General features: G+C 75.1%; 21 protein-coding genes. 14 read left to right on the top strand and 7 right to left on the bottom strand.

The window, feature by feature from the left end; genetic code table 11:
• The first annotated feature begins 35 nt into the window (after positions 1–35).
• Positions 36–641 (top strand): VOC family protein, encoded by a 606-nt coding sequence (locus ACFC0B_RS24550; protein WP_376089560.1) that lies wholly within the window; start codon positions 36–38, stop codon positions 639–641.
• A 10-nt stretch (positions 642–651) separates the two neighbouring features.
• Here ACFC0B_RS24550 and ACFC0B_RS24545 read toward each other — a convergent pair whose 3' ends face one another.
• Positions 652–1,203 (bottom strand): hypothetical protein, encoded by a 552-nt coding sequence (locus ACFC0B_RS24545; RefSeq protein ID WP_376089557.1) that lies wholly within the window; start codon positions 1,201–1,203, stop codon positions 652–654.
• A 154-nt stretch (positions 1,204–1,357) separates the two neighbouring features.
• Between ACFC0B_RS24545 and ACFC0B_RS24540 the strand changes: the two genes are divergently transcribed.
• The 4 genes from ACFC0B_RS24540 to ACFC0B_RS24525 all read left to right on the top strand — a co-directional run bounded on the left by ACFC0B_RS24540 (position 1,358) and on the right by ACFC0B_RS24525 (position 7,051).
• The gene (locus tag ACFC0B_RS24540; protein ID WP_376089554.1) at positions 1,358–2,083 is read left to right on the top strand and encodes a response regulator transcription factor; all 726 of its coding nucleotides are present in this window, start codon (positions 1,358–1,360) and stop codon (positions 2,081–2,083) included.
• Positions 2,080–3,639: an ATP-binding protein gene (locus tag ACFC0B_RS24535; protein ID WP_376089551.1), complete on the top strand. Its 1,560-nt coding sequence runs from the start codon at positions 2,080–2,082 to the stop codon at positions 3,637–3,639. Before ACFC0B_RS24540 ends, ACFC0B_RS24535 begins: the two co-directional genes overlap by 4 nt.
• Before the next feature lie 216 nt (positions 3,640–3,855).
• Positions 3,856–5,487 (top strand): cellulose binding domain-containing protein, encoded by a 1,632-nt coding sequence (locus ACFC0B_RS24530; protein ID WP_376089548.1) that lies wholly within the window; start codon positions 3,856–3,858, stop codon positions 5,485–5,487.
• 163 nt (positions 5,488–5,650) lie between these two features.
• Positions 5,651–7,051, top strand: a complete 1,401-nt coding sequence (locus ACFC0B_RS24525) for a glycosyltransferase 87 family protein (RefSeq protein WP_376089545.1) — start codon at positions 5,651–5,653, stop codon at positions 7,049–7,051.
• Positions 7,052–7,092: 41 nt separating this feature from the next.
• Here ACFC0B_RS24525 and ACFC0B_RS24520 read toward each other — a convergent pair whose 3' ends face one another.
• Entirely contained in the window at positions 7,093–7,536 is a 444-nt protein-coding gene (locus ACFC0B_RS24520) for an SsgA family sporulation/cell division regulator (protein ID WP_376089542.1), read from the bottom strand.
• Positions 7,537–7,957: 421 nt separating this feature from the next.
• On the opposite strand from ACFC0B_RS24520, the gene ACFC0B_RS24515 reads away from it, so the two are divergent.
• The 6 genes from ACFC0B_RS24515 to mycP all read left to right on the top strand — a co-directional run bounded on the left by ACFC0B_RS24515 (position 7,958) and on the right by mycP (position 14,528).
• Positions 7,958–9,382, top strand: coding sequence for an RDD family protein (locus ACFC0B_RS24515; protein ID WP_376089539.1), 1,425 nt, complete (start codon positions 7,958–7,960; stop codon positions 9,380–9,382).
• Positions 9,383–9,473: 91 nt separating this feature from the next.
• On the top strand, positions 9,474–10,199 hold the full coding sequence (locus ACFC0B_RS24510; protein WP_376089536.1) for an RDD family protein: 726 nt from the start codon (positions 9,474–9,476) through the stop codon (positions 10,197–10,199).
• A 163-nt stretch (positions 10,200–10,362) separates the two neighbouring features.
• Positions 10,363–11,103: an endonuclease V gene (locus tag ACFC0B_RS24505; protein ID WP_376089533.1), complete on the top strand. Its 741-nt coding sequence runs from the start codon at positions 10,363–10,365 to the stop codon at positions 11,101–11,103.
• Positions 11,104–11,198: 95 nt separating this feature from the next.
• Positions 11,199–11,651, top strand: coding sequence for a hypothetical protein (locus ACFC0B_RS24500; RefSeq protein WP_376089530.1), 453 nt, complete (start codon positions 11,199–11,201; stop codon positions 11,649–11,651).
• Positions 11,648–13,174, top strand: a complete 1,527-nt coding sequence (locus ACFC0B_RS24495; protein WP_376089527.1) for a PPE domain-containing protein — start codon at positions 11,648–11,650, stop codon at positions 13,172–13,174. The genes ACFC0B_RS24500 and ACFC0B_RS24495 overlap by 4 nt, the downstream gene beginning before the upstream one ends.
• Before the next feature lie 124 nt (positions 13,175–13,298).
• Positions 13,299–14,528: a type VII secretion-associated serine protease mycosin gene (gene mycP, locus ACFC0B_RS24490; RefSeq protein WP_376089524.1), complete on the top strand. Its 1,230-nt coding sequence runs from the start codon at positions 13,299–13,301 to the stop codon at positions 14,526–14,528.
• Here the strand turns inward: mycP and ACFC0B_RS24485 are convergent.
• Positions 14,519–15,088, bottom strand: a complete 570-nt coding sequence (locus tag ACFC0B_RS24485) for a GNAT family N-acetyltransferase (protein WP_376089521.1) — start codon at positions 15,086–15,088, stop codon at positions 14,519–14,521. The genes mycP and ACFC0B_RS24485 overlap by 10 nt on opposite strands.
• 58 nt (positions 15,089–15,146) lie before the next feature.
• Positions 15,147–15,794 (bottom strand): NAD(P)-dependent oxidoreductase, encoded by a 648-nt coding sequence (locus ACFC0B_RS24480; protein WP_376089518.1) that lies wholly within the window; start codon positions 15,792–15,794, stop codon positions 15,147–15,149.
• Between the two features lie 137 nt (positions 15,795–15,931).
• On the opposite strand from ACFC0B_RS24480, the gene ACFC0B_RS24475 reads away from it, so the two are divergent.
• Both ACFC0B_RS24475 and ACFC0B_RS24470 read left to right on the top strand, forming a co-directional pair.
• Positions 15,932–16,408, top strand: a complete 477-nt coding sequence (locus ACFC0B_RS24475) for a winged helix-turn-helix transcriptional regulator (RefSeq protein ID WP_376089515.1) — start codon at positions 15,932–15,934, stop codon at positions 16,406–16,408.
• Complete coding sequence (locus ACFC0B_RS24470; RefSeq protein WP_376089512.1) at positions 16,405–16,977, top strand: DinB family protein; 573 nt, start codon at positions 16,405–16,407, stop codon at positions 16,975–16,977. Before ACFC0B_RS24475 ends, ACFC0B_RS24470 begins: the two co-directional genes overlap by 4 nt.
• A 49-nt stretch (positions 16,978–17,026) precedes the next feature.
• Here ACFC0B_RS24470 and ACFC0B_RS24465 read toward each other — a convergent pair whose 3' ends face one another.
• Together ACFC0B_RS24465 and ACFC0B_RS24460 are read right to left on the bottom strand one after the other, a co-directional pair.
• On the bottom strand, positions 17,027–17,509 hold the full coding sequence (locus ACFC0B_RS24465; protein ID WP_376089509.1) for an RNA polymerase sigma factor: 483 nt from the start codon (positions 17,507–17,509) through the stop codon (positions 17,027–17,029).
• Positions 17,510–18,064: 555 nt separating this feature from the next.
• On the bottom strand, positions 18,065–18,802 hold the full coding sequence (locus tag ACFC0B_RS24460) for a hypothetical protein (RefSeq protein WP_376089506.1): 738 nt from the start codon (positions 18,800–18,802) through the stop codon (positions 18,065–18,067).
• 256 nt (positions 18,803–19,058) lie between these two features.
• Here ACFC0B_RS24460 and ACFC0B_RS24455 point away from each other — a divergent pair, with 256 nt between their 5' ends.
• On the top strand, positions 19,059–20,126 hold the full coding sequence (locus ACFC0B_RS24455) for a hypothetical protein (protein ID WP_376089503.1): 1,068 nt from the start codon (positions 19,059–19,061) through the stop codon (positions 20,124–20,126).
• Positions 20,127–20,174: 48 nt separating this feature from the next.
• Here the strand turns inward: ACFC0B_RS24455 and ACFC0B_RS24450 are convergent, their stop codons facing one another.
• A complete protein-coding gene (locus ACFC0B_RS24450) occupies positions 20,175–20,765 on the bottom strand; it encodes an isochorismatase family protein (RefSeq protein ID WP_376089500.1) in 591 nt (196 codons plus the stop codon).
• Positions 20,766–21,020: the final 255 nt, after the last annotated feature.

The raw sequence follows: 21,020 nt of genomic DNA, 5'->3' as shown, positions 1-21,020 counted from the left end.
ACCCGTGGTCCCGCACCCCGACCGGGAGAGCCGACATGACCGACACCGCCGCCGAACGCGTGCTGCTCGCCGAGGCCCCGGGCACGGCCGCCCCGGGCGGCGTCGGCCCCGGCAGGTCCGCGCCCGGTGCGGCCCTGCGCGGCGCCGGCGCCGCGGAGGAGATCGGCCTGCTCCCGATGGGCCGCGCCGACGCGGTGGTCTTCGTGGTCGGCGACGCCGAGCGGGCGGCCCGCCGGTACGCGGTCGCGCTCGGGCTGCGCTGCACCGCGTACGCCGGGCCGGAGACGGGCGAGCCGGAGACGGTCTCCTACGTGCTGCGCGCGCCCGGGACCAGATTCGTGCTGACCTCGCTCGTCCAGGTGATCGGCCCGCGCGGCCGGGAGCTGGCCGGGCACCTGGCCCGGCACGGGGACGGGGTGGTCGACCTCGCGGTCGCGGTGCCGGACGTCTGTTACGCGTACGACTACGCCGTCGACCGGGGCGCGGCCTCGCTCGCCGAGCCCTACGAGGTGCGGGACGCGTACGGCACCGTGGTGCTCGCCGCGATCGGGGTGCCCGGCGGGACCAGGCACACCCTGGTCGACCGCTCCCGGTACCGCGGGCCCTACCTGCCGGGCTACGTGCCCTTCGAGCGCTGGTGACCGGCCCGGGTCAGCGGACGACGGTGTCGACCCTCGGGGGGTAGCCGTTCCAGGAGACGATCACCGAGTTGGCCTGGTTGTCCTTGGTGAAGTCCACCCGGAGCCACTGGGGACCGTTCCAGACCTGCATCTGCCATCCCGAGTCCGGGGTGGCCGAGACCAGCGAGGCCCGGTCCGGCTGGAGGTCCAGGGCGACCTTGCCGCCCGGGACGGGATAGCTGTGCACGGAGGACGTGGTGCTGCTGACCGGCGCCGGGCGCTGCGGGGCCGGCGCGGCGGCCGACGGGGTGGCGGGGGCCACGGGCCTGGGCGGGGACGCCGACGCCCGGGCGGTGGACGGCGCCGCGGTCGGCCCGGTGCGGTCGGCCGGCTGCGGCTGGGTCGCCGCGGGCGTCGGCACGGGTCTCGCCCCGTCGGCCGACGCCGGTGAGGGCAGCGGCAGCGCGGTGGGCTGTTCGAAGGCGTCGCCGGTCAGCACGGCGTGCACGCCGAACCAGGACAGCGCCACCGCCGCCCCGGTGGCCGCCGCCCAGGCGCCGAGCTGTACCAGTCCGTTCCGCATCGTGCGCACATCCTGCCGTATCTCCCGGGGGCGCAGGTGGGCGCCCCGGTACTTCCACAGGGAACTTGCACAAGTGCGGGCAGCTCCCCGCAGACCGGTGCCAACCAACCCGAGGTACAGACCATTCGGGGCCGATGGCGTACCGTGCAGCCCCATGGCAACAGTGCTCGTGGTCGAGGACGACCCCTTCGTGCGATCCGCCCTCATCCGCCACCTGACCGACACCGGCCACGCGGTTCGCAGCGTGGGCACGGCACTTGAGGCGCTGCGCGAGGTCGCCCAGGTCGGCTGCGACCTGGTGATCCTGGACCTGGGGCTGCCGGATCTGGACGGCAGCGAGGCGCTCAAGATGATCCGTGGCCTGACCAACGTCCCGGTCATCATCTCCACCGCCCGGGACGACGAGGCCGAGATCGTCCGGCTGCTCAACGACGGGGCCGACGACTACCTGGTGAAACCGTTCTCCGGGGAGCACCTGAGCGCCCGGATGGCCGCCGTGCTGCGCCGGCTCGGCGGCGGGGCGGCCCCGGTGAGCCAGGTGCTCCGGGTCGGCGGGCTGGCCATCGACCTCCAGCGCCGGGAGGCCTCGCTGGACGGACGGGCGCTGGACCTGACCCGCCGTGAGTTCGACCTGCTGGCCTTCCTCGCGGCCCGGCCGGGCGTGGTGGTGCCCCGCAAGGAGATCTTGGCCGAGGTCTGGCGGCAGACCTACGGCGGGGACCAGACCATCGACGTGCACCTGTCCTGGCTGCGCCGCAAGCTCGGTGAGACCGCGTCGAACCCGCGCTACCTGCACACCGTGCGCGGGGTCGGGGTCCGGCTGGAGGCGTCCGGACAGGCCGCCGGGCCCGGGCCCGTTCCCGTGGAGCGCCTGACATGAGGCGGTTGCGGCACTCGCTGCGCTGGGCCCTGATCAAGGCCGCCGTGGCCGGGACCACCATGGTCGCGCTGGCCTTCCTGATCCCGCTCGGCCTGATGGTCCAGCAGACCGCCCGGGACCGGGCGTTCACGGCCGCCGAGCGGCAGGCCGCGGCGCTCGGCCCGGCGCTGGCCATCACCACCAGCGAGGACGCCATCGCCCGGGCGGTGGCCTCGACGGACGCGGGCGCGCAGGGGCGGATGGCGGTGCACCTGCCGCCGCCGGAGGCCGCCGGGGCGGGTTCTGGGGCCGGCTCCGGCACGGGTGCCGCCTCCGGCCCGGCCGGCGCCGCGGGCGGGGTGGCCGCGGCGCCTGGCGGGACGGGGCCGGTCGCGGGCACGCCGGGGGTGGCCGCCGCCGCGGCGGCCACCGGGCCCGCGGCCGGTGCGACCATCGGCGAAGTCCGGGCGCTGGACGCCGATGTGGCCACCGCGGGCGTCCAGGGGCGCTCGTTCACCGTGCAGGTCCCGGGCGGCTTCGCGCTGCTCCAGCCGGTCGCCGTGGACACCGCGCGGACCGCCGTGGTCGAGGTGTTCGTGGCCGACGGCGACCTCACCCGGGGCGTCGCCACCGCCTGGCAGGTGCTCTCCGGGGTCGCGCTCGGGCTGGTCGCCATCTCGGTGCTGGTCGCCGACCGGATGGGCGCCCGGATCGTCGCCTCGGCCCGCCGGCTCGCCGCCGCCGCCCGCTCGCTCGGCTCGGGCAACCTCGCCGTCCGGGTGCCGGTGGACGGCAAGCAGGCCGCCGGCAGCCCCGTGGAGCTGCACGAGGCCGCCCACGCGTTCAACGCGATGGCCGACCGGGTCGTCCAACTGCTCGCCGCCGAACGCGAGCTGGCCGCGGACCTGTCGCACCGGCTGCGCACCCCGCTGACCGTGCTGCGGCTGAACGCCGCCTCGCTCGGCGAGGGCGACGCGGCCGACGCCACCCGGCACGCGGTGTCGCAGCTGGAACGCGAGGTCGACCAGATCATCCGCTCGGCCCGCCGGGCGCCCGAGGACGCGCCCGCCGTCACCGTCGGCTGCGACGCCGCCGAGGTGATCCGGGAGCGGGTCGGCTTCTGGTCCGCGCTCGCCGAGGACGAGGGCCGGCCCTGGCAGCTGGCCGGCGCCGACCGCGAGACGCCCGTCCCGGTCCAGCGCGGCGACCTGGCCGCGGCGGTGGACACGCTGCTCGGCAACGTCTTCCGGCACACCGCGGTCGGCACCGCCTTCTCGGTGGACGTGCTGCCCACCGAGAGCTCGGTGATCGTGCTGGTCGGGGACGCGGGCCCGGGCTTCACCGACCCGCAGGCCGCGCTCAGGCGCGGCGAGGGCCACGGCGGCGAGGGCTCCACCGGCCTCGGGCTGGACATCGTCCGCAAGCTCGCCGAGGCGACCGGCGGCGACCTCGCGCTCGGCGCGTCGGCGGTGCTCGGCGGTGCGGAGATCAGGCTGCGGCTGCGCACCCGGCAGGACGGCACCGCCCCGGAGCGGACCGGCAGACGCCGCGGCCGCGGGTCGCTGTTCCCGCGCTGAACCGGGCTTCCGCGGGCCGGGTGGCGAAAGGTTTCAGCGCTTCGTCCGGGCCCTGGGAGCTCAGGGGGAGGGGTGTGCCGTCTCTTTCTTAAGCGCACCGTAAGGGAGTTCTACCCCTGGCTCAGCAGGCGGTTTCCGGCCATGGCGCACCGTTAGCGTCATCGGCGGCGGTCACCCCCCGACCGCGCACCTGCCAGCCCCGGAGGTAAGCCCCCCATGACGACCCAGCAGCCCCACCGCCGCCAGGGAGGCCGCCGTCGGCGCAGCCGCAAGGGCATGCTGATCGGTGCCTCGGCGGTCGCCGCCGCCCTGGTCGCCGGAGGCGTCGTCGTCCTCGCCTCCTCGGCCAGCGCCGCCTCGCTCGGCGCCGTCTACAGCCGCACCAGCAGCTGGGACTCCGGCTTCACCGGCCAGTACCTGGTCACCAACCCGGACAGCAGCGCCATCGAGGACTGGACGCTCAGCTTCGACCTGCCGGCCGGCGCCAGGATCGACTCGCTCTGGAACGCCACCTTCACCGCGGAGGGCCAGCACATCACCGTCCGGCCGGAGGCGTGGAGCAAGCGGCTGGAGGCCGGCAAGAGCATCGTGGTCGGCTTCGTCGCCCAGGGCTCCGGCGCCGCGCAGTCCGAGCCGGGCAACTGCCTGATCAACAAGGCCTCGTGCAAGCCGGGGGACGGCACCGCGCCCACCCCGTCCGGCCGCCCGACCACCACCGCGACGGCCTCCCCGTCCGCCTCGGCCACGCCCACCGCGGCGCCGACGCCGACCGCCACCGCGACGGCGACCGCCACCGGCGCACCGAGCCCGACCGCCACGGCGACCCCCCGGCCCACCACCCCGGCCCCGACGGCCACCGCGACCGCCACCGCCGTCCCCACCACCCCGGCGCCCACCGCCACCGCGACCGGCACCCCCGCCCCGGCCGGCGGCGCCGGCTTCGCGCCGTACGTCGACACCTCGCTCTACCCGCCCTACGACCTGGTCGCCACCGCCAAGGCCACCGGCGTCAAGGACTTCACCCTGGCCTTCGTCGTCTCCGGCGGCGGCTGCACCCCGAAGTGGGGCGGCGTGAGCGACCTCGCCGCCGACGCGGTGGCCGCCCAGATCGGCGCCCTGCGCGCGATCGGCGGCGACGTCCGGGTCTCCTTCGGCGGCGCCAACGGCACCGAGCTGGCCCTCGCCTGCTCCTCGGCCGCCGACCTCGCCGCCGTCTACCAGAAGACCGTCGACGCCTACGGCCTCACCAAGGTCGACTTCGACGTCGAGGGCGGCGCGATCGCCAACACCGCCGCCAACACCCGCCGGGCCCAGGCCATCGCCCAGCTCCAGAAGAACGCCGCCGCCAAGGGCAAGGCGCTGGACGTCTCCTACACCCTCCCCGCGCTCCCCTCCGGCCTGACCCAGGAGGGCGTCAACCTGGTCGCCGACGCCAAGAACAACGGCGTGGCGATCGGCGCGGTCAACATCATGGCGATGGACTTCGGCGACGGCGTCGCCCCCAACCCGCAGGGCCAGATGGGCAAGTACGCCATCGCCGCGGCCACCGCCACCCAGGCCCAGGTGAAGAGCGTGCTCGGGCTCGACGACGCGGCCGCCTGGCGGAAGGTCGCGGTCACCCCGATGATCGGCGTCAACGACGTCGCCAGCGAGGTCTTCACCGTCGCCGACGCCAAGCAGCTCGCCGACTTCGCGAAGAGCAAGCACCTGGCCTGGCTGGCGATGTGGTCCGGCACCCGCGACAAGGCCTGCGAGGGCGGCGCCAAGGCGTACGCCGACGCCAGCTGCAGCTCGATCGTCCAGCAGCCGCTGGACTTCACCCGGGCCCTGGGCGCCTACACCGGCTGACCCCCGCCCCACCGACCCCGGCCGTCCGTGCCCCGACCGCAGCGGGGCACGGCCGGCCGGCACCACATTCCGGGCGACTACTCAGCGTCACCGGTCCGATCCGGGACGGCCGCGGGGCATCGGGTATCGTCGCTGGTTGGCCGACCGGCGGACGGAGCGAAGAGTGACAGCGGTGCAAGACGAGCGCGGCGCGGTGCCCACCGCTCCGGACCGGGCGCCCGCCCCCCTGTCGGACCGGCTGCGCACCGCCCTCGGCGCACCCCTGCGCGCCCTGCGCGAGGCCCCGCGCCGGCCGCTGCTGGCCGCCTCCGCGGTCGCGTTGTTCTCCCTGCTCGCCTACGCGGTGGTCCGGCACTTCGCCCACACCTCGATGGTGGACATGATCGTCTACCGGGCCGAGGGGGCCGCCGTCGCCCGGGGCGAGGACCTCTACGGGCTGCGCGTCACGCAGTGGGACCTGCCCGCCACCTACCCGCCGTTCGCCGCGATGCTGTTCGTGCCGACGACCTGGTTCCCGATCCCGTTCCTCCGGGTCGCGGTCACGCTCTGCAACCTCGGCCTGCTCGCGCTGCTCACCCACCTGTCGTTCAAGCTGGTCGGCTGGCCGCGCCGGGACCTGCGCGCGATCGGCGTCGTCCTGGTCACCGGCGCCGGCGTCTGGCTCGAACCCGTCTACACCACGCTGCGCTACGGCCAGATCAACCTCGCCCTGGCCTGCCTCATCCTCTGGGACCTCACCCGGCCCGACGCGCGCCGCAGCAAGGGCGTCGCGATCGGCATCGCCGCCGGCATCAAGCTCACCCCCGGCCTGTTCGCGGTCTACCTGCTGCTCACCGGCCGGGTCCGGGCCGCGTTCGTGGCCGGGGCGACCTTCCTCGGCACCTTCCTGATCGGCGCGCTCGTCCTGCCGGACGCCACCTGGGGCTTCTGGACCAAGTACCTCTACGACTCCTCGCGCGTGGGCAAGACCGAGATCGTCGACAACCAGGCGCTCAGCGGCGCCGTCGCCCGGCTGCTGCACACCGCCGAACCGGGTGCCGCCGCCACGCTGGCCTCCGCCGTCGTCGCGGTGGCCGGCCTCGGCGTCGCCGCCTGGGCCGCCCGCAGCTCGCGCTGGCTGTCGCGCTCCGAGGCCTGGGGCGTCTGCTGCGCCGCCGTCACCGCCGTGCTGATCTCGCCGATCAGCTGGACCCACCACTGGGTCTGGTGCGTGCCGCTGCTCGTCCTGCTCGCCTGCGAGGCGGCGGTCGAACGGGCGCGTCCGGCCGCCGTCCGGAAGGTCCGCTGGCGGGCCGCCTTCGCCGCCACGCTGGTCGCCTTCCTGTCCTTCTCGATGTGGCTCGCCAAGCCGCAGGGCGCGCTGGTGCTGGAGCTGTCGCCGCTCCGCCAGATCCCGACCTCGGTCTACCCGCTCGTCGGGATCGCCTTCCTGCTGGCCGCCGCGCTACGCGTGCGCGCCCGGCGCGCGGCCGCCGGCGCGCCGCCTGCGGCGCTGCCCGGCCAGCGCGGCGGCGGGCGGCCGGGCTCCGCGCGCGAGCGTCAGCAGGCCCCCGCGGCCCGCTGAGTCGGCCGGGTCGCCGGGGGCGGGGCGGCGGCTCGCGGGCCTCACGCGAGCAGCGCGGCCAGCGAGCCGTCCATGTCCAGCGCGGCCATCTCGCTGCCCGGCGGCACCAGCCGGTGGGCCCGCTCCAGCCAGGCGGCCACCGCCGGCAGCGGCGCCTCCAGCAGCGCGTCCCCGGCCGGCGAGCTCAGCGCCAGGCAGAGCACGCTGCGCCGGCCCTTGGGGGTCCCGCCGGCCGAAGGCTGGGAGAGGGTCGGCCAGATCCGCACGTCGCCCTGGCCGCACGGCCGGAAGGTGCCCTCCACCAGCAGCTCGCGGGCGAACACCCAGGTCACCGGCGAGCCGGTGTCCAGGTGGAAGGTGATGTGCACGGCGTAGGGGTCGTGGCTGCCGTACGACAGCCGGGCCGGGACGGGGACGCTGTGCTCCGGGGAGAGCACCAGGTTGAGCTCCAGCTCGTGCTCGACCACGCTCGTCGGGCGCTCCATGATCGGATCCTCTCTTCCTGGGGTCGGTACCCGGTTCCGGGCCCTGTGACCTTGGAGAGCGCGGCCCGGGAGCGCTCTTACACGGGTTTCCGGGATTTCTCGGGATTTTCTTGCGGAGATCCGTCGGCGGTGGTGCGGGGAGGGGTGAACGCGGGACGGCGGGCGTGCGGTCGGGCGTACGCGCCGTCTTCCTTACCGCGGGCGGCCTCGGCCTGTCCGGTGATTGGCCAAGTTCGCTCGGCCCACCCGCCGAGGTACTACCCTTTGTGACTGCCCGGCGACTGTCCGCCTCCTCGGCGGCACCTCCGCGGTGGCACCTCCTCGCGCGCCGACGGCGGAGCCGCCCGGGTCGCCCGTGCCGCCGTCGTGCACACCCCCTCGCCGGGCGCGCCGCATCGGCCTGCCAGGAAAGCGAGCCCCCATGACGGACCGGCCCTTCGCCGGCGGCAGCACGGACACGGCCGCCGGCCCTGCGCCGGGCTACTACCCCGACCCCTCCATCCCCGGGTTCGTCCGCTACTGGGGCGGCTCCGCCTGGGTACCGGGCACCAGCCGGCCCGCCCCGGCGGAGGGCGAGGTGCTCGAACCGCCCCGGTACGCGACCCGCCGGCCGGGGGTGGCGGGCGGCGGGGCCGGGGCGGGGCGGCGGGTGCCGCCGCCGGTGGCGGCCGGGTCCTCGGCGGAGCCGGTGGGCGGCCCCGTGGGGGAGCCCGCGGGACGGGCGTCGTCCGGCGGGGACACCGGGCCGGTGTACCTGGACCAGACGGGCGGCGGCGCGTCGTTCACCTTCGCGGTGCCGGAGAACGGGCCGGTGTTCCGCCGCGGCGGGGAGCGGGCGCCCGTCGCGGAGCCGGCGGCCGGGGCGGGCGTCGAGCCGGGGCCGGAGTCGGGGCCGGGGCCGGTGGTGGAGCCGGAGTCGGCCGGGTGGCAGGCGGATCCGTGGGCGCCGCACGGGCGGATGGAGATGGGCCACGGGTCGCGCTGGGTGTCCTGGGGCGTGCTGCCCGGGGCGGCGGAGGAGCCTTCCGCCGGAGCGCCCGTCCCGGAGCGGGCGGGTGTTCCGGAGCCGGCGGGTCCGATGCTCATCCCGGTGATGTCGGCCGCGCCCGCCGTGTCGCCGGCCGCGGAACCGGCCCCGGCCCCGGCGGCGGAGGTCGTCGAGGCCGTGCAGGACGTCGAGGCCGCTCCGCCGGCGCCGTCCGCGCCGTCCCCGGCGCCGTCCGCACCGTCCCCGTCCGCACCGGTCCCTCCGGTTGTCACCCGGCCCGCCGCTGCCGCCACCGCCGTTCGACCGACGCCCGCGACGTCGCGCCGTCGCGCCGGGGCCGCACCGGCGCCCGCGCCACTGCCGGCCGGGCTCGGGCGCCGCCTCGCCGCCCGGCTGGTCGACACCGCCGTGCTGGCCGTGGTCGCCGTCGCCGCGGGCGTCCCGCTCGGCCGCTCGGTCGAGGCCCACCTCCAGCGCAAGCTCGACCAGGCCCGGATGGCCAGCCGCCTCACCCGCCGCCAGATCGACGTCTGGCTGGTCGACGGCACGGTGGTCGGCAAGGCCGCCGTCCTGCTCGGCATCCTGCTCTTCGTGGGCCTGCTCTACGAGGTCCTGCCGACCGCCCGCACCGGCCAGACCTTCGGCAAGCGGCTCGCCCGGATCCGGGTGGTCGCGGCGGCCCGGACACCGGCCGCCGCCGCACCGGTCCGTCCGGGGATCGGCCGCTCCCTGGTCCGGTGGCTGGTCAGGCAGCTCTCGATGCTGCTGGTGGCCGGCCTGCTCTGGCCGCTGTTCGACCGCCCGGCCCGGCGCGGCTGGCACGACCGGGCGGCCGGTACCCGGGTCGTCCGGGTCTGAGGTCCCACCGGCCGCCCCGATCAATGGCTCTGTCGAACAAAACGGACTCAATATCCCAAGTTCGTACAATCCGTGATGTTCTACTCGGGGCATGAGCACCTACGACCCCTCAGGCCCCGAGCCGGAGGGGGGCGGCAAGCCCTCCTTCGGCAAGCAGCCCCCGCAGTCGGGCGGCGGCCCGCCGGAAGGTGCGCCGTCGGACCCGTACGGCACCCCGCCCCCCGCCGGCCCGCCGCCGGCCGGCGGGCCCGGTGCGTACGGCGGCACCTACGGCGGCGCTCCCGCAGGCCCGCCCTACGGCCAGGACCCCTACGGCCGGTCGCCGTACGACCAGCCCCCGCCCGGCCACGGCCCCGCCGGGTACGGCGCGCCCGGCAGCGGACCCGTCCCCGGCATGCCCCCGCTCGGCAGCTGGCCCAACCGGATCCTCGCCCGGGTGATCGACTACCTGCTGGTGCAGGCCGTCGCCCTCCTGCTGGTCCTGCCGTTCGCGAGCCTCTCCGACCGTTCCGGCTCGGCCGGGTCCTTCTGGCTCGCCTGCGCGCTCTACCTCGTCTACGAGGGCGTGATGCTCGGCCGGGACGGGCAGACCCTCGGCAAGAAGGCCATGAAGATCCGGGTCGCCATGCTCGTCGACGGCAACTCCCCGACCCAGTCGGCCGCCTGGACCAGGGCGGCGGTCTTCATCCTGCCCGCCGTGCTCTGCTGCGCCGTGCTCTGGTGGCTCATCGACGGTCTGTTCGGCGTCTTCGACAAGCCGTACCGGCAGTGCATCCACGACAAGGCCGCGAAGACGGTGGTGGTCTCCACCGCCTGAACCGGCGGCCGGGCCCCGGCCTCCTCCACCGACCGGCGTGCGGGGCCCGCACGCCGGTCGGGCGCGTACGGGCGCGCGGACTCGCCCCCGGGGCCGTCCGCCCCGCTCGGTACGGTGGGCCCGACCGCACCACCACCGCTCCGTGCACCTTGGGGGAACCACCGTGCCCATCCCCGCCGACTGGCCCACCACCGAGGCCGAGGCGCTCGCCGAACAGGAACGCCTGCGCCCGCTCGTCCGGCCGACCGGCGCGGACGACGCGACCGGCGCAACCGGCGCGGACGACCGTGCGGAGGGCGCCGGTGATGACCGGCTGATCGCCGGCGTCGACGTCGCCTACGACGACGACCGCGACCTCGTCGTCGCCGCCGCGGTGGTCCTCGACCGGGCCACCCTCGCCGTCGTCGAGGAGGCCACCGCCACCGGACGCATCGCCTTCCCCTACATCCCCGGCCTGCTGGCCTTCCGCGAACTCCCTGCCGTCCTCGACGCCCTCGCCGCCCTGACCCACCGCCCCGGCACCGTCGTCTGCGACGGCTACGGCCTCGCCCATCCGCGCCGCCTCGGCCTCGCCAGCCACCTCGGCGTCCTCACCGGCCTGCGCACCCTCGGCGTCGCCAAGACCCCGTTCACCTTCGACCACCGCGAGCCCGGCCCCGCCCGCGGCGACTCGTCCCCGCTCAGCGACCCGGCCACCGGCGAGGAGGTCGGCCGGGCCCTGCGCACCCGGCCCGGCGTCAAACCCGTCTTCGTCTCGGTCGGCCACCGGATCGGCCTCGCCGAAGCCGTCGAGACCACCCTCGCGCTCACCCCCCGCTACCGCCTCCCCGAAACCACCCGGCACGCCGACTCGCTCTGCCGCCGCGCCCTCGCCGCCGAGAGTCGGGTACCGGACGTGAACTGACGGCACGCCAGGGGGGCGGCCCGTGTGTTAGACATGACTGGCTCACCAGAACCGTCAACGACACACCGGCCGGACGCACGGGGGAGGCGCCGCACGTGGCAACGGGGAACGGAACGGGATCGACCGGCGGATCGGGACGCGGCTACCGCGTCGAGGTCGAGCAGCTGCGCGCCTTCGCCGCCCAAGTGCGGCTGCTGCTGGCCGAGTTCCAGCACCACGCCGACGGCAACGCGACACACGGCCGCAGCGGCATCGGCCCCACGTCGCTCGGTACCTTCGCCGAGGCCACCGACCTGCACGGCCGCTACCAGACCATGCGGGACGGCCTGCGCGACGTCCTCAACCAGCTCCAGGAAGCGGTCGACGAGGCCCAGAAGAAGGCCGAGCTCACCGCCACCAACTACGAGGAGCAGGAGCAGCAGACCAAGTCCAAGCTGAAGCTCGGCGACGACGGCTGGTCCGTGGCCAACCCCTCCGCCACCAGCTACGCGAGCTACGGCTGGACCGTCGCGCAGGCCCAGCACGACGACGGGAAGGGCGTCCGGTGAGCTACACCGACTTCAGCAAGTACAGCCACGCCGAACTCCGCCGGATGGTCCAGACCCTCAACCCCGGCGAGGTGATGGCCGCCGCCGACCCCTGGCGCCGCGCCGCCGACACCCTCAAGGCCATCCGCACCACCCTCACCCGCGCCAGCACCGAAGCCGCCACCTCCTGGGAGGGCAGCACCAGCGACGCCTTCCACAGCCGCATGCTCCACCTCGCCACCACCATCAACACCGCCGCGTCCTACGCCAACGACGCGGCCATCACCCTCAAAGCGATCTCCGAGGCCATCGACAAGGCCAAGGCCGACATGCCCGAGGAACCCAGCGGCTTCGCGCAGCTCAAGGACGCCGTCGGCGACACCTTCTCCTCCCTCTTCGGCGCCGACGACGAGGACGCCCACACCGACCTCGTCAACCAGAAGAAGACCGAAGCCGCCACGGTCCTGCAGACCCTGGCCATGCACTACCGCACCGCTACTCCGATGCTGAAGCCCCCGCAGCCTCCAGGGCCGCCGAAGAATGACTGGAAGGACAGCGACAGCACGGACCTCCCGGCGGATGGCACGGGAGAAAGCGGGTACGCGGCTGTGGGCGGCTTCCTCGGCGGCGTCGGGGTCGGCAACGCCAGTACGGGTACGGCGCCGGTGTCCCGCCCACGGGAAGGAGCGGTGGCGGATCCTCGTGCAGGCGGCGCCGGACGCTCGAACCCCCAGGGGCCAAGCCCGTCGTTCTCGAAGGCACCGTCGACTCCCTCCGACCCCGGTGTCAAGGGCGGGGTGGCCATGCCGCAGCCCAAGGCCACGCCGGTGAGTTTCGGTACCGGGACCGTCGTTGACGGTGCAGCGGTCGTGTCAGCCCCGTCGGCGTCAGGCGGGCAGTCGCCGTCCGGGGGGACCGGTACGTCGATCCTCGGGTCGCAGGGGAACGGCGGAGGCCAGTCCCTTTCCCACAGTCCCTTGTTGCAGCCCGCTGCGCCGCAGGGCAGCCAGGGGGGAGGAACGCCCCACCCGAGCGGGATCCCGCAGCCCTTTGGTTCCGTCGGAGGGCAGGCGCCCGGATCAGGTGCCGGATGGAATGGACAGGCCCGTCCGGAGGCCGTACGCGGCGACCGCTCGGGGTTACCGGGTCGGACCGGAGCTGGCCGCAGTGGTGCGATCTTCGGTGCCGAGGGCGTTCCTGGTGTGAGCGGCGGCGGGACTGCCGGAGGGGGTTCTGGCCGGGGAATGGGCGCCGCCGAGGCCGCAGCCGGTGGCACGGTCGTCGGTGTCGGGGACCGGTCTGGCAAGAGCAACGGTGGCAAGCAGGCTTTCACCGAGGGCGGCTCAGGCCTGGGAGCGCGCGGGCGGATCCGGCCAGAGGCCGGCTCGGGCAGTCCGTTGGCGCAGCCACCCATGGTTCCCCTGGGCAGCGCCGACCGGGGCAAGAGGGACGACGAGAAGAGGAAGGGCCGTCCCGACTACCTCGTCGAGGACGAGGAGACCTGGGCGTCGGACGACCCGGTCAATCCCAACGTGGTGGAATGACGCCCGGACGTCGGGGCCGGCTGGATCGATCGGGTGCCCTGCGGTTCAAAGGGCCGTGGGACAACCTCTGCGCTGAGTGGGGTGGCGGGACTTGAGGAACTGGCGTCTGAGTCGCGGGGCGGCCGTGCTGCTGGCGGGCGGACTTCTGGCGGCGGTGGCTACGGGTCCCGCCCATGCCGACAACGTGCGCGATGCGCAGTGGCCGCTCGCGACGTACCGGGCAGAGTCGGCAATCTGGCCGATCTCCCGGGGCGAAGGCGTCACAGTCGCCGTCATCGACAGCGGGGTCCTAAAGGATCATCAAGACCTGACGGGCCAGGTGCTGGCAGGGGTGGACTTCACCGGTGAGAAGACCGATGGCACGGTGGACACCAACGGCCACGGAACCGGCATGGCGAGCCTTATCGCCGGGCACGGCCATGGGAACGGCGCAGGCATCATGGGGTTGTCTCCAGAGAGCAAGATCCTCCCGATCCGGATCGCGCTGAACGAAGACTCACTCTCGCCGCGGTCGGAGACGGCCATGGCGATCCGCTATGCGGTTGACCACGGTGCGAAGGTCATCAACTTGTCGGTGGGCGGGCCGTCCGGAAGCGACCCCGACGAGCGTGCGGCAGTCAAGTACGCGATGGACAAGGACGTCGTCCTGGTTGCGAGCGCGGGCAACAGCGGTGACAAGGGTGGCTCGGTGGAGTATCCGGCCGCCTTCCCCGGGGTCGTGGCGGTCGGCGCGGTGGACCGGAACGGGCTGATCTGGGGAAAGTCGAGCTTCGGTCCCGAGACCACACTGGCGGCGCCTGGTGCGGAGATCGCTCGGGCGAGCGCCAGTTCCACGAGCGGACATGCCATCGGTAACGGCACATCGAGTGCCACCGCCTACGTCTCCGCCACCGCCGCGCTGATCCGGGCGAAGTACCCGGACCTCTCCGCCGGCCAGGTCATCAACCGGATGATCAAGAGCGCCGCGCCGCCCGCCGACGGCTCGGCGGTGCCGAGCAACCGCTACGGGTACGGGCTGTTGTCGCCGGCGAAGGCGTTGGAGCCGAATCCCGCCGTGGACGGGGGACCGCGGGAGAACCCGCTGGCCGGGCGGGCGGAGGCGCAGCGGGGTGCGACCCCGACGCCGAGCGAGGAGGAGTGGGGGTCGCCCGTGGCGGTGCCGCCGCCGAGCGGGCCGAACCGCGGCGTGCAGTGGGTGCTGGCGGGCACGGCGGGGGTCGCCGGTGTGGTGCTGATCGGGGTCGTGGTGACCGTGCTGCTGGTGGTGCGCGGGCGGCGTCGGCGGGAGCGGGCCGCGGCGGCGGGGTACCAGGGGTATCCGCCGCCGCAGCAGTGGCCGCCGTCTCAGGGGTGAGCGGCGAGCCACTCGGGGCCGAGGGCAGCCATCCGCAGGACGTCGTGGTATTCGCCGGCCCAGTGGTGGGCCTGGCGGGCGCGGCCCTCGTGGTGGAAGCCGGCCTTCTCGTAGGCGCGGGCGGCGCGGGGGTTGTAGGCGTAGACCTCCAGTTCGACCCGGTGGAGGCGGACGGTCGCGAAGGCGTGCCGCAGGAGCAGGAGGGTGGCCTCGGTACCGAGGCCGCGGCCGGTGCTGCCGGGGGTGAGGGCGATCCGGTAGTGGGCGGAGGCGTTGTCGGGGTCGAGGTCGTTGAGGGCGAGTTCGCCGAGGAAGCGGCCGGTGGCCCGGTCCTCGACGGCCAGATCGAGGCGGTCGGGCTGTTCGGGGCGGGTGGTGCACCAGTCGCGGATCTCGTCGTGGGTGAAGGCCCGGCGGGTGCCGGTGAGGCGGTTGGTCTCCTCGTCGGCGGTGAACCGCCACATGGCGTCGGTGTGCCGGGCGGTGAGCGGCACGAGGGTGACGGTGGCACCGGGCAGGGTCGGCTTGTGCGCGAGCGCGCCGGGGTCGAAGGTCGGCATGGCGGTCAGGATGGACCGGAACGCTCCCGTCCCTCCACTGGTTTCGCGGGCCGGCGGGTCACTCGGCCACGGCGAGCTGTTCGCGGTGGCGGGCGGCCGGGCCGGTGAGCTGGTCGGCGACGGCCGCGGCGAGGTCGGCCTGGGCGATCCGTGGGCCGAGGACCTGCGGGCCGCCCGTCCGGTAGCGGCCGGTGCCGGGGGCGGTGCGGTCGAGGTCGAGGGGCGGGGTGACGACGACCCAGTCGAGGGCGGCGGGGGAGTCCCGGAGGAGGTCGAGGGCGGCGGCGTGGCCGAGGGAGAAGGCGCGGTGGGCCGCGGGGAAGGCGGGGTCGTCGTGGAGGGCGACGCCGGGGGCGGTCTCCAGGGTGGTGGCGACGCCGACGTGGACGAGCCGGCGGACGCCGGCCGTGCCGAGGCCGGCGACCAGGGCGCGGACCGCGGCGGGGTAGAAGTCGCCGGAGGGGACGTCGGGGGTGTGGACGGTGCTGACGGCGGCGGCGTGGCCGCGGGCGGCGTCGGCCACGGCGGCGGGGTCGGTGACGTCGCAGCGGACCAGGGCGGTGCCGGGGCCGGCCAGGTCGGCGTGCCGTTCGGGGGCGCGGACGGCGGCGGTGACGGTGAGGCCGCGTCGGCGGGCTTCGGCGACCACGGCGCGGCCGACCTGGCCGCCGGCGCCGAACACGATGACATCGGTGGTGGGGTTCACGGGGTCTCCGTCCGTTCGTCAGGGGTTTTGCCGGGCGGGGGCGCGAGCGCCGCCCGCCGTTGCCGTGACGGTAGAACGGGGGGTGCCGGTTACTTCAACGGTACCGGTGGGCACGCCCGTTCGGTTACCGTCGGGGCATGACGAGGACCGCGCCCGCGCCGCTGCCGCCGGACTTCTTCGATCCGCACTGCCCGGTGCAGCGGATCCCGGTGCTGGGCAGCAGGAAGTGGGCGTGGAAGATCGTGCGCTGCCTGGAGGGCGGCCCGCGCCGGTTCTCGGAGCTGCGGGTGCCGCTGGTGGGGATCACGGCGAAGGTGCTGGCCGAGTCGCTGCGGTCGATGGAGCAGGACGGAGCTGTCAGCCGAACGGAGTACGCGGAGAACCCCCCACGGGTGGAGTACGCGTTGACGCCGCTCGGCCGGACGCTGCTGGGGCCGATGGACGCGGTGTGCGACTGGAGCCGGGCCAACCTGGCCGAGCTGCTCGCGGCCCGCGAGGCCTTCGAGAGCGGCGAGGGCGGCGGGGATGGGGTCGGCGCTGGCAGGATTTCGGCGCCCCCTGGCGCTGACACCGCTGGTGGGAGCGGTGCGGGCCCGGCCATCCTGGGCGCATGACCACTTCCGAGCACCTCAGCGGCACGACCGGCGACGACGCGATCGTCCCCGACACCAAGGACTGGACCTGGGTGCTGGAGCGCCCCTGCGCGGACTGCGGGCTGGACTCCGGCGCGGTCGGCCGGGAGGAGGTGGCCGGGATGGTCCGGGCCAACGCGGCGGGCTGGGCGGGGGTGCTGGCCGGGGATCCGGAGGCGCTGCGCCGCCGTCCGCGTCCGGAGATCTGGTCGGACCTCGAGTACGCGTGCCACGTCCGGGACGTCTTCCGGCTGTTCCACGTCCGGCTGGACCTGATGCTGGCCGAGGACGACCCGCTGTTCCCCAACTGGGACCAGGACGCGACGGCCGTCGCCGAGCGGTACGGGGAGCAGGCGCCGGCCGCGGTGGCGGGGGAGCTGGCGCGGGCCGCGGAGGTGCTGGCGGCGGCGTTCGAGGGGGTGTCGGGCGCGCAGTGGGCGCGTACCGGCAACCGCAGCGACGGGGCGCGCTTCACGGTGGAGTCCTTCGCCCGCTACCTGGTCCACGATCCGGTCCACCACCTGTACGACGTCACGGGTGAGCGGGTCTGAGGGAGCCGGCGGGGGTGGTCACCGGCTCATGGTCGTCCCGGTCGGGGACTCACCAGCCGGAGGCCTCGCGCAGCATGGTGCGGCGGAGCCGCCCGGCCACGCTGGCGGTGTCGGTGCCGATGACGTCGGCGATCTCCGGTGCGGCGAGGCCGACGACGTAGTGCAGGATGGCGAGGTCGTCGTCGGCGGGCCGGCCGGGACGGTCCTGGGCGTCGGGACGTTCCGGGGCGTCGGGGCGGCGGCCGGAGGGCGGGCCGCTCGGCCGGGTGTGGTCGCCGACAGTGTCGCGCAGGATCTGCCAGGCGTGCGCGGTGGGGTTGGAGCTGCCCAGCAACTCGCGCCACTGGACCGCGATTTCGGCGAAGGCCTGGCGGACGGCGAAGGCCGCCCGATCCGGGTCGGGCAGCCAGACCCGGGCATAGCTGAGGTACCGCGGTCGGTGCAGCTCGCAGAACGCCGCGAACTCCAGCGGTACGGCGGGTTCACCGGCCCCTGGCGGCGGCTCGGCGGTGCTGTCTTGACGTTGGGTCATCTCGGCTTCTCGGCAAGTGAGATGGGCTTCTGACGGTCGATCATCTGTGCTCACTCTACGGTAGGCGCTCGGTGCGCTGGGTGACCAATCGGCCGGATTGCCCGGAAGGCGCCGCCGCGCGGCCGGTTCCGGCGGTGGCCGGGCGGAGGGGTGCCGTCGGGCGGTGCGGCGGTGGCGGGATGGCGGGGAGTGGTGCGCAGTGGTGTCAGAGGCGTGGGTGCGGAGCTTCGTGGCCGGTCAGCGGGGTGGCACGGCCGGTGGCGGCGGCCTGGCGGCGCGCCACCGCAGAGGGTGTGATGTGCCACCGTAGGCGGTTCGGCGGTTCTCGTCCACGTCTGCGGCGCGAAGCCGCGCCCGCACCACCGGGCGCACCACCGTTCACGCGCTGGTCGGGCCGCGCCGGACCCCGTTGGGCTGCGGCGATGCCGCGCGCGAGCCCGTGGCGGCGGCCCCCGGGAAGGGGGTGGAGCGGTGGGCCGGCCCCGTCGCACGCATCCCGCGTGCCCGGCCCGTCGACGGTGGATCGCCGTGTACGAGTGGAAAGTTGACGAACGGTCAGGAACTGGTGCGGCGGCCCTCCGCCGAGGCGATCCGGTCGTCCGGCGAGGCGCCCCGGGCGAGCTGGGCGGGGAACGCCTCGACCGCCCGCCGACGGGCGAGTCGCGCGGCCGCCGCAGCCGCGGCCCCTGCGGTCCCGGCCGCCTCCGTGGCGGCGCTCAGCCGCTCCTGCTCGTGCTCCCGCGCCCGGACGTCCGCGGTCCCGTGCTCCGCGGTCGCGTGCTCCACGGCGTCCCGCCCGGCGTCCTGCCGGGTCTTCCGGATCTCCTGGGTCTGCTGGGCCTGTTGGGCCTCCTGTTCCTCACGGGCCGCCTCGTGGACGGCCTCGTGAACGGTGTCGTGGACGGCCTCGTGTGCGGCCTTGGCGGCGGCGCGGAGGCGGGCCGCCCCGGAGCCCCGCCGGGCCCGCCCGTGGGCGGTGCGCGCCGCGTGTTCCTCGGCCGCCTGTCTAGCCGCCAGGTAGGCCTGGACAGCGGCCATCCCGTAGACGGGCTGGATCAGCTGGTGGCCCTTGAAGAAGGGGCGGGCGGGGGCGAATCCGGCGGCGACCACGAGGTCGCGGATCTCGGCTATCTCCGCTTCGCTGCGCGCGGTGAAGCGGACCTCCCAACCCTTCTTGTAGGTATGGCCCTGTGCGCCGCTACGGCGGGCCGGGTCCGGCCGGCGGACGTATCCGGGCAGGCGTCCGAGGCGGAGCTGGGCCGCGCGGAGGCCGGCGGTCTCGTCACGTGACATGTACTAAGGGTAGGCAATCCGGCGGGCTGGAGTGACGCCCGGAGGTGACTTCGCCGTATGTGCTTGATCACGCAGGGTCAGACGGCCTGGTGGTCGATCGATGATGATCGAATATGACAAGCAGCTGATCGCCCATTCCTCCGAATGGGTGAGGGTATGAGGACTTTAGTGCAGCCTGATCCCGGTTTCGCGACGGTTGGGTAACAGTGCGTCAGGCGGCCGCGACTCGCTCCGGGGCGTTGGGGATGGTGTCGGCATGAACTACCGGATTCCCTTGCCGCCGCCGTCCCTGGAGGAACTGGCGCGCCGTCAGCAGAACGTCCTCACCGCCGGCCAGCTGCGCGCCCGCGGTGTGCCGGCCCGGATCATCAGCGAGCACTGCCGCCGCGGCGGCCCCTGGCAGCGGCTGCTGCCCCGGGTCTACCTGCTGCAGTCCGGCGGTCCCTCGCCGGAGCAGCGGATGTGGGCGGCGCTGCTGTACGCGGCGCAGAGCGGCCGGGAAGGAGGCCGGGAGGGCGGCCGCCGCGAGGGCGCGGTGATCACCGGCACGGCCGCGCTCGCGCTGTACGGCTTCGCCGCGGTGCCCCGGCTGCCCGCCGTCACCGGGGTGGACGTGCTGGTGCCCCGCCAGCGGCGGCTGAAGGACGCCGGTGAGGTGCGGATCCGGCGTACCGAGCGGGAGTTGGTGGCCCGCTCGGTGCACGGCCTGGCCTGCGCGCCGGTGGCCCGGGCGGTCGCCGACGCGCTGCGCGAGTGGACGTCCGGCGACCGGGCCGGCGAGTGCGGCGGCGAGCGGGGCGGCGGGGGAGTGGCCGTCCGGCCGGTGCCGGTCCGCGAGGTGCTCTGCGAGGCCGTCCGCCGCCCCGAGCTGCGCTGCCCGGTGCGCGAGCTGGCCACCGAGCTGGCCGAGGCCGGGCTGGTCGCCGACCCCCGGGTGCGGGCCGTGCTGGACGGCCTGCTGGCCGCCGAGCGGGACCGGGTGCGGGAGCGGGTCGGCGAGCTGGCGGACGAGTGGCTGCTGCCCGTTCCGCTGACCGGCCCGGAGCTGCGGATGCGCGGCGGCACCTACGTCGCCGTCCCGGACCTCTACTGGCCGGAGGCGGGCGTCGCGGTCGAGGTCGACCCGGAGCTGCGCTGCGTCAGCGAGGGCGAGGCGGCCTGGGCGCGGGGCGGCCGGCACCGGATGGAGTACCTGGGGGTGCGGGTGGTGCAGGTCTCCGGCGCGCGGCTGGCCGAGGCCCCGGACGCGGTCGGCGCCGAACTGCGCGAGGCGTTCCGGCTGGGCGGGACCGACGTGGTGGAGCTGTTGGTCACCGGGTGGTGAGCGCCCGGGGGTCGGAACGGGAGCCGGAGCCGGAGCCGGCGCGGGTGTTCAGCCCCCGACGACCGGCGTGCCGACCAGCTCCACCCCGGCCGCCCGCAGCTCGTCCAGCGCGGCGGCGGTGGTCGGCGCGGCCACCCCGGCGGTCAGGTCGAGCAGCACCCGGGTGGTGAACCCGGCCCGCACCGCGTCCAGCGCGGTGGCCTTGACGCAGTGGTCGGTGGCGATGCCGACCACGTCCACCTCGGTGACCTCCCGCTCGCGCAGCCACTCGGTCGGTCCGAGGCTGTTCTCGTCGACGCCCTCGAAGCCGCTGTACGCCGCCGTGTAGGCGCCCTTGTCGAAGACCGCCTCGATCGCGCCGGAGGTGACCGACGGGGCGAAGTTGGGGTGGAACCCGACCCCCTCGGTGCCCGCGACGCAGTGCACCGGCCAGCTGTGCACGTAGTCGGGGTCGTCGGAGAAGTGGTCGCCCGGGTCGATGTGGTTGTCGCGGGTGGCGAGGATGTGCCGGTAGCCGGGCGCGGACTCGGCGATGAGGTCGGTGATCGCGGCGGCCACCTCGGCCCCGCCGGCGACGGCCAGGCTGCCGCCCTCGCAGAAGTCGTTCTGCACGTCGACGACGATCAGTGCCCGGTGCATGGCTGGCATTCCTCGGTCTGGTGGGGTCCTGCGGAGGACGGGGGAGCGGACGTGAGGGGGCCTCACGGTCCGTACGGGGGAACTCTACGGTCGACTGTAGGCAGTGGCATCCGGGGGCGGAAGGCCCGGGGCGCTCCCGGCCCTTCCCCCGTCCACGAACCGTCCACGAACCGTCCGTGAACCGCCTGCGGACCGCCTGCGGACCGCCCGCGAACGGTCCGCGCCGCGGACGCGGGCCGTCGCGGCGGCCGGCGG

Source organism: Kitasatospora sp. NPDC056184, from assembly GCF_042268405.1.
In the GTDB taxonomy this organism is placed as follows: domain Bacteria; phylum Actinomycetota; class Actinomycetes; order Streptomycetales; family Streptomycetaceae; genus Kitasatospora.
This window is presented reverse-complemented; position numbering and strand designations above follow the sequence as displayed.